At 55.4% G+C, this 18,355-nt stretch carries 15 protein-coding genes; 9 read left to right on the top strand and 6 right to left on the bottom strand.

Annotated features, from left to right (window positions below):
- Nucleotides 1-90: 90 nt before the first annotated feature.
- Together pntB and pntA are read right to left on the bottom strand one after the other, a co-directional pair.
- Nucleotides 91-1,479, bottom strand: coding sequence for a Re/Si-specific NAD(P)(+) transhydrogenase subunit beta (gene pntB / locus ACOTYN_RS02470; RefSeq protein WP_071922289.1), 1,389 nt, complete (start codon nt 1,477-1,479; stop codon nt 91-93).
- Nucleotides 1,480-1,489: 10 nt separating this feature from the next.
- A complete protein-coding gene (gene pntA / locus ACOTYN_RS02465) occupies nt 1,490-3,019 on the bottom strand; it encodes a Re/Si-specific NAD(P)(+) transhydrogenase subunit alpha (protein WP_023330268.1) in 1,530 nt (509 codons plus the stop codon).
- A gap of 535 nt (nt 3,020-3,554) precedes the next feature.
- Between pntA and ydgH the strand changes: the two genes are divergently transcribed.
- From ydgH to folM, 3 genes are all read left to right on the top strand, one after another.
- Nucleotides 3,555-4,499 (top strand): DUF1471 family protein YdgH, encoded by a 945-nt coding sequence (gene ydgH / locus ACOTYN_RS02460; protein WP_014883599.1) that lies wholly within the window; start codon nt 3,555-3,557, stop codon nt 4,497-4,499.
- A gap of 185 nt (nt 4,500-4,684) precedes the next feature.
- Nucleotides 4,685-6,067, top strand: coding sequence for an amino acid permease (locus ACOTYN_RS02455; RefSeq protein WP_023330267.1), 1,383 nt, complete (start codon nt 4,685-4,687; stop codon nt 6,065-6,067).
- A gap of 40 nt (nt 6,068-6,107) precedes the next feature.
- Complete coding sequence (gene folM, locus ACOTYN_RS02450; protein WP_014883597.1) at nt 6,108-6,830, top strand: dihydromonapterin reductase; 723 nt, start codon at nt 6,108-6,110, stop codon at nt 6,828-6,830.
- Here the strand turns inward: folM and ACOTYN_RS02445 are convergent.
- Nucleotides 6,827-7,162, bottom strand: coding sequence for a GlpM family protein (locus ACOTYN_RS02445; RefSeq protein WP_071922290.1), 336 nt, complete (start codon nt 7,160-7,162; stop codon nt 6,827-6,829). The two genes, folM and ACOTYN_RS02445, sit on opposite strands and share 4 nt — an antisense overlap.
- 128 nt (nt 7,163-7,290) lie before the next feature.
- On the opposite strand from ACOTYN_RS02445, the gene rstA reads away from it, so the two are divergent.
- The 4 genes from rstA (at nt 7,291) to tus (ending at nt 10,882) form a co-directional block, all read left to right on the top strand.
- Complete coding sequence (gene rstA / locus ACOTYN_RS02440) at nt 7,291-8,007, top strand: two-component system response regulator RstA (protein WP_032636775.1); 717 nt, start codon at nt 7,291-7,293, stop codon at nt 8,005-8,007.
- A gap of 237 nt (nt 8,008-8,244) precedes the next feature.
- A complete protein-coding gene (locus ACOTYN_RS02435; protein ID WP_047344110.1) occupies nt 8,245-8,505 on the top strand; it encodes a hypothetical protein in 261 nt (86 codons plus the stop codon).
- A gap of 75 nt (nt 8,506-8,580) precedes the next feature.
- A complete protein-coding gene (gene rstB / locus ACOTYN_RS02430) occupies nt 8,581-9,879 on the top strand; it encodes a two-component system sensor histidine kinase RstB (protein WP_014883593.1) in 1,299 nt (432 codons plus the stop codon).
- Between the two features lie 73 nt (nt 9,880-9,952).
- Complete coding sequence (tus, locus tag ACOTYN_RS02425; protein ID WP_332956303.1) at nt 9,953-10,882, top strand: DNA replication terminus site-binding protein; 930 nt, start codon at nt 9,953-9,955, stop codon at nt 10,880-10,882.
- Here tus and fumC read toward each other — a convergent pair whose 3' ends face one another.
- Together fumC and fumA are read right to left on the bottom strand one after the other, a co-directional pair.
- Nucleotides 10,883-12,277 (bottom strand): class II fumarate hydratase, encoded by a 1,395-nt coding sequence (gene fumC / locus ACOTYN_RS02420; RefSeq protein WP_045134979.1) that lies wholly within the window; start codon nt 12,275-12,277, stop codon nt 10,883-10,885.
- Between the two features lie 139 nt (nt 12,278-12,416).
- Nucleotides 12,417-14,063 (bottom strand): class I fumarate hydratase FumA, encoded by a 1,647-nt coding sequence (fumA, locus tag ACOTYN_RS02415; RefSeq protein WP_014883590.1) that lies wholly within the window; start codon nt 14,061-14,063, stop codon nt 12,417-12,419.
- Between the two features lie 199 nt (nt 14,064-14,262).
- Here fumA and manA point away from each other — a divergent pair, with 199 nt between their 5' ends.
- Nucleotides 14,263-15,438 (top strand): mannose-6-phosphate isomerase, encoded by a 1,176-nt coding sequence (gene manA, locus ACOTYN_RS02410; protein WP_071922291.1) that lies wholly within the window; start codon nt 14,263-14,265, stop codon nt 15,436-15,438.
- A gap of 99 nt (nt 15,439-15,537) precedes the next feature.
- Nucleotides 15,538-17,070 carry a YdgA family protein gene (locus ACOTYN_RS02405; protein ID WP_071922292.1) on the top strand — a complete coding sequence of 511 codons (1,533 nt, stop codon included), beginning with the start codon at nt 15,538-15,540 and terminating at the stop codon, nt 17,068-17,070.
- A 125-nt stretch (nt 17,071-17,195) separates the two neighbouring features.
- Here the strand turns inward: ACOTYN_RS02405 and ACOTYN_RS02400 are convergent, their stop codons facing one another.
- Nucleotides 17,196-18,224: a Mal regulon transcriptional regulator MalI gene (locus tag ACOTYN_RS02400; protein WP_071922293.1), complete on the bottom strand. Its 1,029-nt coding sequence runs from the start codon at nt 18,222-18,224 to the stop codon at nt 17,196-17,198.
- Nucleotides 18,225-18,355: the final 131 nt, after the last annotated feature.

The raw sequence follows: 18,355 nt of genomic DNA, 5'->3' as shown, positions 1-18,355 counted from the left end.
CACAAAGGGTAAAGTATAGACAGAGGAGAAAAGCTGACCGCAGAAATAAGAAAACCGCCCCGAAGAGCGGTTTGTCAGGGTGAAGCGAAATTATAGTGCTTTCAGAATCGCATCCACGCTGGCTTTGGCGTCGCCAAACAGCATGTGGGTGTTCTCTTTGAAGAACAGCGGGTTCTGCACGCCAGCATAGCCGGTGTTCATGGAGCGTTTGAAGACTATCACGTTCTGCGCCTTCCATACTTCCAGAACCGGCATACCCGCGATTGGGCTGCGCGGATCGTCCTGCGCCGCCGGGTTAACGGTGTCGTTAGCGCCAATGACCAGCACGGTGTCGGTATCGGCGAAATCATCGTTGATCTCGTCCATCTCCAGCACGATGTCGTAAGGCACTTTCGCTTCCGCCAGCAGCACGTTCATGTGGCCTGGCAGACGTCCCGCCACCGGGTGAATACCAAAGCGAACCTTGATCCCACGCGCGCGCAGCTTCTCAGTAATTTCTGCGACCGGATACTGCGCCTGCGCCACCGCCATGCCATAGCCCGGGGTGATAATGACCGAGTGCGAGTTTTTCAGCATCTCTGCGGTATCTTCCGCGCTGATCTCACGGTGCTCACCCACTTCTTCATCAGAACCGGTAGAGGAGCCGTCAGAACCAAATCCCCCGGCGATAACGCTGATAAACGAACGGTTCATCGCCTTACACATGATGTAAGACAGGATCGCACCAGATGAACCCACCAGCGCACCGGTGACGATCAGCAGGTCGTTGCTCAGCATAAAGCCTGCCGCCGCCGCCGCCCAACCGGAGTAGGAGTTCAGCATGGAGACCACCACCGGCATATCCGCACCACCGATAGACGCCACCAGGTGCCAGCCAAATGCCAGCGCGATGAGGGTCATCACCAGTAATGCCAGCACCTGCAGGCCCACGCTTTCGGTACGCACGAAGATAACCATCAGTACAAACGATACCACCAGCGCCGCCAGGTTCAGCTTGTGACGGTTTGGCAGCATCAGCGGTTTAGACGAAATCTTACCGCGCAGTTTGCCGAACGCCACAATTGAGCCGGTGAAGGTCACCGCACCAATAAAGATGCCGAGGAACACTTCGGTCAGGTGAATGTTGACCAGAATCGGTTCCAGACCCGGTTCGTGATGCAGGTAGCTGTTGAAGCCCACCAGCACGGCCGCCAGACCCACAAAGCTGTGCAGAATAGCAACCAGCTCCGGCATCTCGGTCATTTCAACGCGTTTCGCCAGGCGAATACCGATCGCGCCGCCGATGATCATCGCCACCAGGATCCACGCCACGTTGCCGGTGTCCGGCCCGAAGATGGTGGCGATCAGCGCAATCGCCATCCCGGCGATACCAAAGTTATTCCCCTGCTGAGACGTTTCGTGTTTGGAAAGCCCCGCCAGACTGAAAATAAACAGGATTGCAGCAACAATGTATGCGGCTGTGACTAATCCTCCAGACATATGCTACCCCTTAGCCTTTACGAAACATTTTCAGCATGCGCTGAGTCACGGTGAAACCACCGAAAATATTGATACTGGCGATCAGCACCGCAATAAAGCTCAGGAAGCTGATCCAGCCGCCGTGACCAATCTGCAGTAACGCCCCGACCACGATAATCCCGGAGATGGCGTTGGTTACCGACATCAGCGGCGTGTGCAACGCGTGGGAGACGTTCCACACCACGTAGTAACCGACCACGCAGGAGAGCGCGAAGACGGTGAAATGGCCGAGGAACTCTTTCGGCGCGACGTCAGCCAGCCAACCGAACAGGATAATGACCAGCGCCATGATGGCGTATTTACGCCATGGAGACGCCGGTTTAGCGGGTTCTTTTGGCTCTGGCGCCGCTTTCGGCGCGGCCTGAGGCTGAGCAGAAACCTGAATCGGCGGTGCCGGCCAGGTGATTTCACCATCACGGACAACGGTAACACCGCGCACCACGACATCGTCGAAATCAACGGTGACGTTTCCGTCTTTCTCTTTGCACAGCAGCTTCAGCAGGTTAACCAGGTTGGTGCCGTACAGCTGAGACGACTGCGTTGGCAGGCGGCCTGGCAGATCGGTATAGCCGATCACCTTCACGCCGTTGGCGGTGGTCGTCACCTGATTAGCAACGGTGTACTCACAGTTACCGCCGTTTTGCGCCGCCAGGTCGACAATCACGCTGCCCGGCTTCATGGAATCCACCATCTCACGGGTGATAAGCTTGGGCGCAGGTTTACCCGGAATCAGCGCGGTGGTCACAATAATGTCGACATCTTTCGCCTGAGCGGCGAAGAGTTCCATTTCGGCTTTGATAAAGGCTTCGGACATGACTTTCGCGTAACCGTCACCGCTGCCCGCTTCTTCCTTGAAGTCCAGCTCAAGGAATTCGGCTCCCATACTCTGGACCTGTTCCTTCACCTCCGGACGGGTATCAAATGCGCGCACGATAGCGCCGAGGCTGTTTGCCGCACCGATTGCGGCAAGCCCTGCCACACCCGCACCAATCACCATGACTTTTGCCGGAGGGACTTTCCCCGCCGCGGTGATCTGACCGGTAAAGAAGCGTCCAAATTCGTGAGCCGCTTCCACAATCGCGCGATAACCCGCAATGTTAGCCATGGAGCTTAAGGCATCCAGCGACTGCGCGCGCGAAATGCGCGGCACGGAGTCCATCGCCATCACGGTCACGCCACGTGCAGCCAGCTTCTCCATAAGCGCTGGATTTTGCGCAGGCCAGATGAAGCTCACCAGCGTGGTGCCCGGATTCAGGAGCGCAATCTCACTCTCTTCCGGTGCGTTAACCTTCAGAATAACCGGCGACTGCCAGACTTCAGCACCGTCCACCACTTCCGCACCCGCCTGGATAAAGGCCTCGTCATCGAAACTCGCCAGTTTGCCTGCGCCGCTTTCAACCGCGACGGTAAAACCCAGCTTAAGCAGTTGCTCCACCGTTTTCGGTGTTGCCGCTACGCGGGTTTCATTGGCTAACCGTTCTTTTGGTACCCCAATACGCATAGTTTTCCCTTCCATCGGTTTTTGATGATGGTTTGTCGATAAATGCCCGCGGTTTGTATCAATTTTCGCCATTCTCATAGCGATGAGAGATGATTAACCCCGGAAAATAAAACAGTAACAAACTGTCTATAACCTACTGAAAATAGCGCCCGTGATCTACCGCCAGAAAACACTATTTCTTACTTTATCTGTGAAAAATAAGCGATCGGCGTCACTGACAGTGATATTTACCTTAAATTCATCGCCAGAACCGATAAATAGCGCAAGCGAAGCGGTAAAAACATGATATAGCGCCATAAGAGAACAAGTTATTAACATTAAATTAACTTGTAAAAGTCATATGCTTTATCAGTTTTACTTGTCAAACGCCTGTTTTTTCAACATATCACTAAATGTTATCGAATTCGTTAATTCAGTGAGCACAGGCAGTGAAAAATGGCGCAGACAGCGACGGGTTTTAAATGCCATAATCGGGGCCGTCTCAAATTAACAACAATACCAGTACATGGTTTGCGCAAGGCGAAGGATTATTTTTATGAAGCTTAAGAACACACTCCTGGCGTCCGCACTTCTCTGTGCGACCGCCCTGTCTGCGAATGCCGCAACAGAGTTAACGCCAGAGCAAGCGGCAGCGTTAAAACCTTTTGACCATACGGTCATTGTGGGTCGTTATAATTCTATTGGCGATGCCGTCGCCGCCGCATCAAAAGCCGCTGATAAAAACGGGGCGGCCTCGTTTTACGTTGTTGACCAGTCTGATTATGGCAACAGCGGCAACCAGCGCGTAACCATTGCGCTGTATAAAGACAATGCGCCAAAAGCAGACGCACCGAAAAACCGTGTGATTAACGGTATCGTTGAGCTGCCAAAAGATCAGGCAATTGAGCTGGAACCGTACGACACCGTTACCGTTCAGGGCTTCTATCGCAGCCAGCCTGAAGTGAACGATGCCATCACCAAAGCCGCGAAAGAGAAAGGGGCCTACTCGTTCTATATCGTGCGCCAGGTGGATGCTAACCAGGGCGGCAACCAGCGTATTACCGCATTCATCTATAAAGAAGATGCGAAGAAACGCGTTCTGCAGAGCCCGGATGCCATCCCTGCTGACTCCGAAGCGGGTCGCGCGGCGATAGCGAAAGGCGGCGAAGAAGCGAAGAAAGTTGAAATTCCAGGCGTAGCGACGACTGCTGCGCCAAGCGCTGAAGTGGGCCGTTTCTTTGAAACGCAATCCACGAAAGGTGGCCGCTATTCCGTGACGCTGCCAGACGGCACCAAAATTGAAGAGCTGAACAAAGCCACTGCTGCACAGATGGTGCCGTTCGACAGCATCAAGTTTACCGGCAACTACGGCAACATGACGGAAGTCTCTTACCAGGTCGCGAAGCGTGCGGCGAAGAAAGGGGCGAAGTATTACCATATCACCCGCCAGTGGCAGGAACGTGGTAACAACGTGACCATCAGCGCCGATCTGTACAAGTAACAAAATCATTGACCAAAGGCGGCGCAACGCCGCCTTTTTTTGTTACTTTTTTCGAATTTCTGCCACACATCATTGCATGCTTTCGTGACACTCCGTAAAATCCCGCGCCTTAGTGTAATCCACCATTTTTATGCGCCGCAGCGAAATAATTATTCTGGATTGGGACTTTTCATAACAGGAAGCCAATGGAAAAGAAACTTGGCCTGAGTGCTCTGACTGCACTCGTTTTAAGCTCAATGCTGGGTGCGGGCGTATTCAGTTTACCGCAGAACATGGCTGCCGTCGCAAGCCCCGCCGCGTTACTCATCGGCTGGGGGATTACCGGCGTCGGGATATTGCTGCTGGCGTTCGCCATGCTGCTGCTCACCCGCATTCGCCCCGATCTGGACGGCGGTATTTTCACCTATGCGCGTGAAGGATTTGGCGAGCTGATCGGCTTCTGCTCCGCCTGGGGCTACTGGCTGTGCGCGGTGATCGCCAACGTCTCCTATCTGGTGATCGTTTTCTCAGCGCTCAGCTTCTTTACCGATACGCCTGAACTGCGTCTGTTTGGTGACGGCAATACCTGGCAGTCAATTGTCGGTGCCTCGGTGCTGCTCTGGGTAGTTCACTGGCTGATTTTGCGCGGCGTCCAGACCGCCGCCAGCATCAACCTGGTGGCAACGCTGGCGAAACTGGTGCCGCTCGGCCTGTTTATCGTACTGGCCTTTATTGCGTTTCGTCTTGATGTGTTTACGCTTGATTTCAGCGGCATTGCGCTGGGCGTTCCGGTCTGGGAGCAGGTGAAAAACACGATGCTGATCACCCTGTGGGTATTCATCGGCGTTGAGGGGGCAGTCGTGGTCTCTGCCCGCGCGCGTAACAAACGTGATGTGGGCCGTGCCACGCTGCTGGCTGTCCTGGCGGCGTTGGGCGTGTATCTGCTGGTCACGCTGCTGTCGCTGGGCGTGGTGGCGCGTCCTGAACTGGCCGAAATGCGTAACCCGTCAATGGCCGGGCTGATGGTGAAAATGCTTGGCCCGTGGGGTGACGTCGTGATTGCCGCGGGATTGATCGTCTCCGTCTGCGGCGCGTACCTGAGCTGGACCATCATGGCGGCTGAAGTGCCGTTCCTGGCCGCGACGCACAAAGCGTTTCCACGCCTGTTTGCCCGTCAAAACCAAAATAATGCCCCTTCAGCGTCTCTCTGGCTGACCAATATTAGCGTTCAGGTCTGTCTGGTGCTGATCTGGCTCACAGGTTCAGACTATAACACCCTGCTGACCATCGCCTCAGAGATGATTCTGGTACCCTATTTCTTAGTGGGCGCGTATTTGTTAAAAATCGCCACGCGTCCGGCGCATTATATCGTGGGTATCGGGGCCTGTATTTACGGTCTGTGGTTGTTGTATGCTTCCGGGCCTATGCATCTGCTGCTGTCGGTAGTGCTGTATGCGCCGGGTCTGCTGGTGTTTATCTACGCCCGCCGCACGCATCAGCTGGAGAACGCGCTGAGACGGCGTGAGATGGCCTTAATCGGACTGTTACTGGTTGCTGCCGTTCCGGCAACCTGGATGTTAATGGGATAGCCCTCGTCTTTCCCATTGTTGAACTGTAAAGGAGAATACGATGGGAAATACACCGCTTCGCCCAATACTGATCACGGGTGGAGGCCGCCGTATCGGCCTCGCCCTCGCCCATCATTTTCTCAACCTTCGCCATCCGGTCATTGTCAGTTACCGTACGGAATACCCGTCAATTGAGGGTTTGCGCAAAGCCGGAGCCGTCTGTATTCAGGCCGATTTTTCCACTGATGAGGGCATTCTGGCCTTTGCGGAGAAGGTGAAAGCCACCACCACGGGGTTGCGCGCCGTGATCCATAACGCCAGCGCCTGGCGGGCCGAGAAACCCGGCACGTCACTCAGCGAAACGCTCTCCGCGATGCTGCAGATCCACGTCAATGCCCCTTATCTGCTTAACCACGCCCTGCAGGATCTGCTGCGTGGCCATGGTCATGCTGCGGGGGACATTATTCACTTCACCGACTATGTAGTGGAACGCGGCAGCGACAAGCACATCGCCTATGCGGCCAGTAAAGCCGCGCTGGATAACATGACGCGTTCGTTCGCCCGCAAGCTCGCGCCTGAGGTGAAGGTGAATGCCATCGCTCCGGCGATGATTTTATTTAATGAAAACGATGATGCGGAGTATCGCCAGCAGGCGCTCAATAAGTCGCTCATGAAAATAGCCCCAGGCGAGAAAGAGGTGATCGACCTTGTGGATTACCTGCTCACCAGTTGCTATGTCACCGGCAGAACCTTTGCCGTGGACGGCGGCCGCCCGTTACGCTAGTGAAAGCGGCTCCAGAAGAAAATTAACACCCAGGCGCTGAGCCCCCAGCAAACCACTGCCCCGCCCAGCGCCAGGGGAAGCCGTAGAAAACCGGTGAAATACCATAACGAAAGCAGGTAGAGAAAATAGGGGATGATAGACCACATACCAAACACAATGGTGGTGCGTAGCGCCTCGGTTCCCCTTTCAGACGCCACAATATAATGGCCAATAAGCGCAAAGGTCGGGAACAGCGGGATCAGCCCGGCAATATAGTAGTTTTTGGTTTTTGCCAGAATGCCTATCAGTAACACCACCAGCGCTCCCAGCGCCGCTTTGATCACCAGCCCCATACTTTTTCCTATAACAATCAAATAACAATATGAGCCAGAATAACGGAAGCGGCGTTAATTTTGAAAGATTAATGGAAGGTTAAGGTTCCGCGGTGTATGTTGGCTTTTTTCACGAAAACAGACGTTGTATGAATAAGATTGTTTATGTTGAAGACGAACCCGAAGTCGGGCAGTTGATCGCCGCCTATCTGGGCAAACATGATATGGACGTCATTGTTGAGCCTCGCGGCGATCGGGCCGAAGAGGTGGTCGTCCGTGAAAACCCGGACCTGGTGCTGCTGGATATCATGTTGCCTGGCAAAGACGGCATGACCCTCTGCCGCGACCTGCGCGCCCGCTGGGAAGGTCCTATCGTGTTGCTCACCTCTCTGGACAGCGATATGAACCATATCCTGTCGCTGGAGATGGGTGCCAACGATTACATTCTGAAAACCACACCGCCTGCCGTTCTGCTTGCCCGTCTGCGCCTGCATTTGCGCCAGCACGCAAGTGTCGAACGCGAATCGCCCGCCCCCTCTCTGACGCCGCACAAAGCGATGCGTTTTGGTACGCTGTCTATCGATCCGATCAACCGCCAGGTGCTGCTTTCCGGCGAGCTTATCGCCCTCTCCACCGCCGACTTTGACCTGCTGTGGGAACTGGCAACGCATGCCGGGCAAATCATGGACCGTGACGCGCTGCTGAAAAACCTGCGTGGCGTGAGCTATGACGGCATGGACCGCAGCGTCGACGTTGCGATTTCGCGCCTGCGCAAAAAGTTGCAGGATAATGCCACCGAGCCCTACCGCATTAAAACCGTGCGTAACAAAGGTTATCTGTTTGCCCCGCACGCCTGGGAAACCTGATTACGCTCACCGGCTAACCAAACATGCTCGAAATGAAGGCATTACATCGCGATGCCTTCTCTTTCTCGCGTTTAATTACCCGTTTGCGCAACAAATACTTGCTAAGCACGCTATCTAATCCATAATTAAAGTTCAATTGTCTCTTCTTCAGGCCGCACCGGCCCCGCTACCTGCTCACACCTGTTCCGCACATTCCCTCCCATGAAATCTTGAAATGAGGATTTAAGCCTATGAAATATGTATAGCTACCATGAAGTAGAAGCCATCAAAACCAATCTTGAATGGATTGTTAATCAGCTAACCTTTAGGCAATCCTCCCCCTCAGGTACCGACCTAAAAGCGCTCTTTGACCTGCTGGAACTGATTCAGTCTTACGAAATGCTCCTGGACTTAATCAGGGACTTCGGAACGGATGTGATTGATGCGCACATTGCGGAAGGCCTGGCCGTCACGGAAAAACTCATCGCCAAGGTCAAAAGAAGTGCGCACGCAATGTAAGAGGCGTCACAGACATGAAAACAGGTGAGGTTTTTCATGTATATTCTGCCTATTGCGTTTTTCCGGTGAGATGGAATGAAAAAGCTGTTTGTGCAGTTTTATCTTTTACTGTTTGTCTGCTTCCTGGTCATGACCATGCTGGTCGGGCTGGTCTATAAATTTACCGCCGAACGTGCGGGCAGGCAGTCGCTGGACGATTTGATGAAAAGCTCGCTGTATCTGATGCGGAGCGAACTCAGAGAGATCCCGCCGCACGACTGGGCGAACACCCTCAAAGAACTCGATCTGAACCTGTCATTTGATTTACGCATCGAGCCATTAAAAGATTTCGAGTTAGATCCGCCCGCAATGCAGCGCCTGCGCGATGGCGATATCGTGGCGCTGGATGAGAAATACACCTTTATCCAGCGTATTCCGCGCAGCCATTATGTGCTGGCTGTCGGGCCGGTTCCTTATCTCTATTATCTTCACCAGATGCGCCTGCTGGACATGGCGTTGATGGCCTTTATCGCCATTTCGCTCGCGTTTCCCGTCTTTATCTGGATGCGTCCCCACTGGCAGGACATGCTGAAGCTGGAATCCGCCGCACAGCGTTTTGGCGAGGGGCATTTCACCGAGCGCATTCACTTCGACAGCGGTTCCAGCTTTGAACGGCTGGGCGTGGCCTTTAACCAGATGGCCGATAATATTAATGCCCTGATCGCCAGTAAAAAACAGCTAATCGACGGAATTGCCCACGAGCTGCGCACGCCACTGGTTCGCCTGCGCTATCGTCTGGAGATGAGCGAGAATCTGACAGAAGCGGAGTCACTCGCGCTTAACCGCGATATTGGTCAGCTTGAAGCGCTGATTGAGGAGCTGCTCACCTACGCGCGCCTCGACCGCCCACAAAACGAGCTGAACCTCAGTGCGCCAGATCTGCCCGCCTGGCTGCAAACCCATATTGATGATGTCCAGAGCGTGAACCCGCAACGCACGCTGTTGACGCGCGTCACGCCCGGCGATTACGGCGCGCTCGATATGCGGCTGATGGAGCGCGTGCTTGATAACCTGCTGAACAACGCCATGCGCTACAGCGAAAGTACGCTACAGATTGGACTGGATTTGCAGGGTAACCAGGCAAGCCTGACAGTTGAAGACGATGGACCGGGAATTGCCCCAGAAGCACGAGAAACCGTATTTGAACCGTTTGTCCGCCTCGATCCCAGCCGCGATCGCGCCACCGGCGGGTGCGGACTGGGGCTGGCTATTGTTTACTCTATTGCGCAGGCCATGGGCGGCACGGTGCATTGTGAGGAGAGCGAACTCGGCGGCGCACGCTTCTGCTTTAACTGGCCGGTGTACCATAACATCGCCCTTCCCGTCCCTGTCTGACCTTAACCGCACGCTGGCCTGACCCGGAGTGCTGTGCTATATGATAAGTATGTTGTAACTAATGAGAGTGCTTATGGCAACCTACGATCTCATCGAACGGCTGAACAGCACGTTCCGCGAAATAGAACACGATTTGCTGACGCTGACCGCGCGTTTACAAACCTGCCGCCTGCTGGCCGCGCGCGTCTTTACCCTGCCCGATATCGCCAAAGGCGCGGAGCACGATCCGCTCGACGCCATTGAGGTGAAGCAGCATATCGGCGGCGCCGCGCTTGAGCTGGCCCTGAAGCACTACCGCCACCTTTTTATTCAGCAGCAGTCGGAACAGCGCAGCAGCAAGGCGGCCGTGCGCCTGCCGGGCGTGATCTGCCTGCAAACCGATGCCACCACGCGCGAGGCGCTGGAAAACCAGATTGCGCATATCAACGCCCTGAAAGCAACGTTTGAGAAGATAGTGACCGAAGAGTCCGGCCTCGCTCCGGCCGCCCGGTTTGAGTGGGTGCACCGCCAGCTTCCGGGATTAATTACCCTTAATGCCTACCGCACGCTGACCGTACTGCGTCACCCTGCCACGCTACGCTTCGGCTGGGCGAATAAGCACATCATTAAAAACTTCACCCGGGATGAGGTGCTGGCGCAGCTGGAAAAAAGTCTTAAGGCACCGCGTACCGTTGCACCGTGGTCGCGTGAACAGTGGATTGAGCGTCTGGAGCAGGAGTATCACAGCATCGCCTCGTTACCGGCGGATACGCGCCTCAAAATTAAGCGTCCGGTAAAGGTGCAGCCTATCGCTCGCGTCTGGTATTCCGGTCAGCAAAAACAGGTACAATATGCCTGCCCGACGCCGCTGATTGCGCTTTATGATGCCGATCAGGGCGCCATCGTGCCGGATATTGGTGAGCTGCTGAATTACGACGCTGAAAATGTTCAGCACCGTTATCGGCCTCAGGCGCAGCCGCTACAGCTGATTATTCCGCGGCTGCACCTGTATGTGGCGGGATGATTATTTCAGACTGCCGACCATCGCTTCCGGGCGAACCCAGGCGTCAAATTCCGCCTCCGTTAGATAACCCAGCGCCAGAGCGGCAGCTTTCAGCGTTAGCCCCTCTTTGTGCGCCTTTTTGGCGATCTCGGCGGCCTTGTCGTAGCCGATATGGGTATTGAGTGCGGTGACCAGCATCAGAGACTCATTCAGCAGCTGGCTGATGCGCTCGCGGTTTGGCTCTATGCCCACCGCACAATGCTCGTTAAAGCTCTCCATCCCGTCGGCCAGCAGACGAACAGATTGCAGCACGTTATGAATCACCATCGGACGATAGACGTTTAGCTCGAAGTTGCCGGACGCGCCGCCCAGGTTAACGGCCACGTCGTTGCCCATCACCTGACAGCAGAGCATGGTCATGGCTTCGCACTGGGTCGGGTTGACTTTACCCGGCATGATAGAGCTGCCCGGCTCGTTTTCCGGAATGCTGATTTCACCGATACCGCAGCGCGGCCCTGAGGCCAGCCAGCGGACGTCGTTGGCAATTTTCATCAGCGAAGCCGCCAGACCTTTCAGCGCGCCGTGGGTGTGAACCAGCGCATCGCAGGTCGCCAGCGCTTCGAATTTATTGGGCGCCGTGACGAATGGCTGTCCGGTAATGGCCGCAAGCTCCTTCGCCACGCGCACCGCGTACTCAGGATGCGTATTTAACCCGGTACCGACCGCCGTGCCACCGAGCGCCAGCTCCGCCAGATGGGGCAAACTGTTCTCGATATGCTTCAGGTTATGTTCCAGCATCGCCACCCAGCCGGAAATCTCCTGACCGAGCGTCAGTGGCGTAGCGTCCTGAAGGTGAGTACGGCCAATTTTAACGATGTCGCGGAAGGCCTGCGCTTTCTCGTTGAGCGTGGTTTTGAGCACGTTGAGCTGCGGAATAAGCTGCTCGCGGATCGCGATCACCGCCGCTACGTGCATCGCCGTCGGGAAGACGTCGTTGGAACTCTGGCTTTTGTTAACGTCATCGTTCGGGTGGATCTTACGCTCCATGCCGCGCACGCCGCCCAGCAGTTCACTTGCCCGATTCGCCAGCACTTCGTTCATGTTCATGTTGCTTTGGGTACCGGAACCGGTTTGCCAGATGGCGAGGGGAAATTCGTCGGGATGTTTACCGGCCAGCACTTCGTCGGCGGCATTAATGATCGCGGTGGCTTTATCTGCGCCCAGCAGGCCTAAATCCTGGTTTACTTTTGCCGCTGCACGTTTGGTGAGTGCCAGCGCCTGAATCAGCGAGACGGGCATTTTTTCGGTCGAAATACGGAAGTGCTCCAGCGAACGCTGGGTTTGCGCGCCCCATAGCTTGTCAGCCGGAACCTCGATTGCGCCCATAGAGTCTTTCTCATGGCGTACCGTTGTCATTACTTTCTCCTTGATAACACTGTCGGGATTGCTCACATGCTTAAGAGATAAGTATTGATGACTTCTGAGAAACGATATGGCGCTTTGTGCGCTCTTTTTGGAGTCGGGTGGCGCTAACGCCACCCGACAAGGTTTTAACTTACTTCACACACGCTGAACACTGGGACGACTGGATTTGCTTGAAGAAGTCGTTACCTTTGTCATCCACCAGGATAAACGCCGGGAAATCTTCCACTTCAATTTTCCAGATGGCTTCCATACCCAGTTCCGGGTATTCCACGCATTCCAGGCTCTTGATACTGCCCTGCGCAAGGACCGCCGCCGGGCCGCCGATGCTGCCAAGGTAGAAACCGCCATGCTTATGGCATGCGTCCGTTACCTGCTGGCTACGGTTGCCTTTTGCCAGCATGATCATGCTGCCGCCGTTGGCCTGCAGCTGGTCAACGTAGGAGTCCATACGGCCCGCCGTGGTAGGACCTAACGAGCCGGAAGCATAGCCTTCAGGCGTTTTGGCCGGTCCTGCGTAGTAGATCGGGTGATCTTTAATGTACTGCGGCAGCCCTTCACCGTTATCCAGCCGCTCTTTCAGCTTCGCGTGCGCAATGTCACGGCCGACGATAATCGTGCCGTTCAGAGAGAGGCGAGTCGACACCGGGTACTGAGAAAGCTGGGCCAGGATCTCTTTCATCGGACGGTTGAGGTCAACGCGAACCGCTTCCCCCTCACCCGCTTTACGCAGTTCTTCCGGGATGTATTTGCCTGGGTTGTTTTCCAGTTTTTCGATCCAGATGCCTTCGCGGTTGATCTTCGCCTTGATGTTGCGATCCGCAGAGCAGGAAACGCCCATGCCGACCGGGCAGGATGCACCGTGACGCGGCAGACGGATCACGCGCACGTCGTGAGCAAAGTATTTACCGCCAAACTGTGCGCCGAGCCCCAGGTTACGCGCTTCTTCCAGCAGCTCCTGCTCAAGCTGCACGTCGCGGAATGCCTGGCCGTGTTCATTACCTTCCGTTGGCAGACCGTCATAGTATTTGGTTGAGGCCAGTTTGACGGTTTTCAGCGTGCTCTCAGCCGAGGTACCGCCAATCACAAACGCGATGTGGTACGGCGGGCATGCAGCCGTACCGAGAGTACGCATTTTCTCGACCAGGTAGTTCTTCAGCTTGCCCGGGGTGAGCAGCGCTTTGGTTTCCTGGTAGAGATAGGTTTTGTTGGCCGAACCGCCGCCTTTGGCGATGCAGAGGAATTTGTACTCATCACCGTCGACGCTGTAGAGATCTATCTGTGCGGGCAGGTTGGTGCCGGTGTTGACCTCTTTGTACATATCCAGCGCCGCGTTTTGCGAGTAGCGCAGGTTATCTTCGGTATACGTGTTGTAAACACCGTGGGCCAGCGCCGCTTCATCACCGCCGCCGGTCCAGACGCGCTGGCCTTTTTTACCAACGATAATCGCCGTGCCGGTGTCCTGACAGGTTGGCAGAATGCCTTTCGCCGCGATATCGGAGTTACGCAGGAACTGCAGGGCAACGTATTTATCGTTCTCGCTGGCTTCCGGGTCGCTCAGAATATCGGCTACCTGCTGCTGATGCGCAGGACGGAGCATAAACGAGGCGTCGTGGAAAGCGTGCTGCGCCAGCAGCGTCAGCGCCTGCGGATCCACCTTAAGGATCTCTTGTCCTTCAAACTCAGAAACGGAGACGTGATCGCGGGTTAACAGGTAATACTCGGTCTGATCCTTACTGAGGGGGAAAGGATCCTGATAATGGAAGGGTTTATTCGACATTGTTCTCTCACTTACTGCTTCGGTCTGTTTATTCAGGGCAGATGTTCCGCTGCCCGGCTTAAAAGCGAGTCAGCTTATCCTACACAATTTTTTAACAAAAACTGAGACTAGTACGACTTTTTACATCCACAGGTTACTTCCATGTGGTTTATTGCTTTAATACCCGGAGTTAATTCCACAATTGAATCAGGGCTTGATAATGCAAAAACTCATTAACTCAGTGCAAAACTACGCCTGGGGAAGTAAAACTGCGTTAACGGATCTCTACGGTATCGCTAACCCCAACAACCTGCCGATGGCAGAGCTGTGGATGGGGGCACACCCGAAGAGCAGCTCAAAAATTGCAGACGCCAGCGGCCAGGTACGCAGCCTGCGTGACGTGATCGATGCCGATAAATCCGCGCTGTTGGGCGACAACGTTGCTCAGCGCTTCGGTGAACTGCCGTTCCTGTTTAAAGTCCTGTGTGCCGACCAGCCGCTCTCCATCCAGGTTCACCCGAACAAAAAAGCCTCTGAAATCGGCTTTGCGAAAGAGAACGCGGCGGGTATCCCGTTAGACGCTGCCGAGCGTAACTACAAAGATCCGAATCACAAGCCGGAACTGGTCTTTGCACTGACCCCGTTCCTGGCGATGAACGCATTCCGCGAATTTTCCGAGATCGTTTCCCTGCTGCAACCGGTCGCGGGTGCTAACAAGGCTATCGCCCACTTCCTTGAAAACCCGAATGCCGACGCGCTGAGCCAGCTGTTTGCCAGCCTGCTGAATATGCAGGGTGAAGAGAAATCTCACGCGCTGGCGGTGCTGAAAGCGACGCTGGACAGCCAGCACGGTGAACCGTGGGAAACCATCCGTCTGATTTCCGCGTTCTACCCGGACGACAGCGGCCTGTTCTCTCCCCTGCTGCTGAACGTGGTGAAACTGAACCCGGGCGAAGCGATGTTCCTGTTCGCGGAAACCCCGCACGCCTACCTGCAGGGCGTGGCGCTGGAGGTGATGGCCAACTCCGATAACGTGCTGCGCGCGGGCCTGACGCCGAAATATATCGATATTCCTGAGCTGGTTGCCAACGTGAAGTTTGTGGCAAAACCGGCAGGTGAGCTGCTCACCCAGCCTGTCAAAACAGGTGCAGAGCTGGACTTCCCGATCCCGGTGGACGATTTTGCCTTCTCCCTGCACGACCTGAGCCCGGCCGAAACCACCATTGCGCAGGAGAGTGCAGCAATCCTGTTCTGTGTCGAAGGCGAAGCCACGCTGCACAAAGGTGAACAGCGTCTGGTACTTAAGCCCGGTGAGTCAGCGTTCGTTGCAGCGAATGAGTCTCCGGTTAACGTAAGCGGTACCGGTCGTCTGGCGCGCGTTTTCAATAAGCTTTAAGCACTTACTGAATTTTTTAACAACTCTTGCTAAGCTAGTTGCAGGCTTAATATCTCCGGGCGGTTTTTACCGCCTGGTTTCATTTTAGGGATAGTCGCAATGAAAAAATCGGTCGTAGCGGTTGGAGTGATTGTAGCGTTAGGCGTGGTCTGGACGGGTGCCTCCTGGTTTACCGGGAAACAGCTGGAAGGCCGTCTGGCTGAGATGGTGGCACAGGCTAATGGAGAGATTAAGCGCAGCGCGCCGGAAGCAGGTCTGGAACTGAGCTATCAGAACTATCAGCGCGGTGTGTTCACCAGCCATATGCAACTGGTGGTGAAGCCAGTGGCCGGTAATGAAAACGGCTGGCTGAAGCCAGGCCAGAGCGTGGTGCTGGATGAAGTGGTCAGCCACGGTCCGCTCCCGCTGGCACAGTTGAAATCGTTTAATCTGATACCGTCCATGGCATCAGTTCACACCGTGCTGGTGAATAACGACGTCACTAAACCGTTGTTTGATCTGGCAAAGAATGAATCCCCTTTCGACATTAACACCCGCATCAGCTACTCCGGTGATACCAGTTCCGATATTGCCCTAAAAGCGCTGGACTATGAGAAAGAGAATGAGAAAGTCGCCTTCAGCGGCGGCAATTTCAAAGTCGACGCGGATCGGGATGGCAATGTCTTCTCCCTGACGGGTGAAGCGGAAAGCGGCCTGGTCAACGCCGTAAACGAATACAACCAAAAAGTTCAGCTCACCTTCAATAAGCTGAAGGCCGACGGCAACAGCCGTATGACCGATTTTAAAGAGCGTATCGGCGATCAGACGCTCTCCGTTGATAAGATTGCTATCGCGATTGAAGGTAAAGAGATGGCCGTGCTGGAAGGCATGGACGTCAACGGCAAATCCGACGTTTCCAAAGACGGGAAAAGCATCAACACCCAGCTGGACTACACGCTGAAAAGCCTGAAGGTCCAGAACCAGGATCTGGGCACCGGCAAACTCTCGCTGAAGATCGGCAATATCGACGGCCAGGCGTGGCATGAATTTAGCCAGAAATACAGCAAAGAGAGCCAGGCGTTGCTGACCAATACCGCCCTGCAACAGAACCCGGAAGCGTATCAGCAGCAGGCGATGGCGGTGCTGTTCAACAACCTGCCGATCCTGCTGAAAGGCGAGCCGGTGGTAACCGTTGCACCGCTGAGCTGGAAAAACAGCAAAGGTGAAACCAACTTCAACCTGTCTCTGTTCCTGAAAGATCCGGCAACCGCAACGGGTGAACCGCAGACGCTGGCGCAGGGTGTGGATCGCAGCGTGAAGTCCCTCGACAGCAAGCTGACTATCCCGATGGATATGGCAACCGAGTTTATGACCCAGATTGCGAAGCTGGAAGGCTACGGCGACGAAGACGCCGGTAAACTGGCGAACCAGCAGGTGAAAGGCCTGGCGGCGATGGGCCAGATGTTCCGCATCACGAAGGTGGAAAACAATACCATCTCCACCAGCCTGCAGTACACCAATGGTCAGGTTACGCTCAACGGCGACAAAATGCCGCTGGAAGACTTCGTCGGCATGTTTGGTATGCCGACGCTGGGGATGCCGGAACCGGCTGAACCCGCAGCGCCAGCCGAACCGGCGGCACCGCAGCAGTAAACGTCAAAACCCCTCTCATGAGGGGTTTTTTATTGCCGGGTGGCGCTGACGCTTACCCGCCCTACGATTCCGGGCCGTTGTAGGCCCGTACATGCGCAGCGCCGCCGGGCGATATGCAGAAGCGTCTATTTCACGGTGACCAGGCGCGCCGCCACAATCTGATGCCCGGCCTGGACATCCGTATTCTCGATGCGCTGCATGATTCTGTCCGCCAGCGTATAACCCATCTCCCGCGCGGGGGTGATGGCCCAGACGATCGGCAGGTCATCCAGTGCGTTTTCACCGACGTCGGCGAACGCCCCCAGCGAGACCTGGTGGCCAAAGAAGGTTTCCACCCCGCCCTCACCGCTCTGCCGCCCGGCGCGGATCAGGCCAAACCAGGCCCCCATAGCAATCACATCGTTGTAGCAAATCACGGCGCTGATCGTCGGGTTGCTTCGCAACAGCGCATTTATCGCTTCAGCCGCTTTCTTCTGGCTGGATTCACATTCAACAACCCATTCACTGTGGAACGGCAGACCGTATTTGATCAACGTCGCGCAGTAGCCGCCGACACGTTCGGCGCGGGTCAGGGACGAACTTTTACCCCCCAGCCAGGCAATGCGCTGATGACCGCGACGAATAAGATGCTCGGTCAACATTTGCGCGGCCTGCATGTTATCCGGGCGCAGCGTATCCGCTTCGTCCAGGTAGCTGGCGCGCGAAGCAAAGACCAGCGGCACGCCTTTTTCGGCGGCACGCTCGCACAGTTCGCTACCCACGCCCGACGCCCCGGCGACGATCACACCGTCCACGCCCTGGTTGAGCAGCATATCCAGCCGGGAAAGGAGCTGATCGGCTTCGCGTCCGCCGTGCAGCAGAAAGACCATCCGTCCCTGCGCTTCAAGCGCTTCGGTTAACCCGGCGGTCAATTCTGCATAAAACGGAGACGTCAGATCCCGGACAATCAGGCCAATCACCCCGCTTTGCCCACCGCGCAGCGCCGACGCCTGGCGGTTACGCACAAAGCCTAATTGTTCAACCGCCTCGTTAACTCGCTGCCCGGTGGCAGGCGAGATGCGCCCTTTTCCGCTCAGCACCAGAGAAACGGTACTGACGGAGACCCCCGCCGCCAGCGCGACATCGTTGATGGTGATTTTTTTCGCTACAGCCATGTGTCGGCGTGACTCCCTGAAATGAGATCGGTAAAACGTTTTATCAATACGTTATCTTTATACTACCAGTCAAAGCCTGAGAATGTGATTTAGCGCGCACTAAACTTTGATAAAACGTTTTATCTTCTCGC

The sequence above is a fragment of the Enterobacter cloacae complex sp. IR5458 genome, assembly GCF_049238025.1.
GTDB classification, from domain to species: Bacteria; Pseudomonadota; Gammaproteobacteria; order Enterobacterales; family Enterobacteriaceae; genus Enterobacter; species Enterobacter kobei.
The sequence above is the reverse complement of the archived record's forward strand: the minus strand, read 5'-3'. Positions and strand labels throughout refer to the sequence as shown.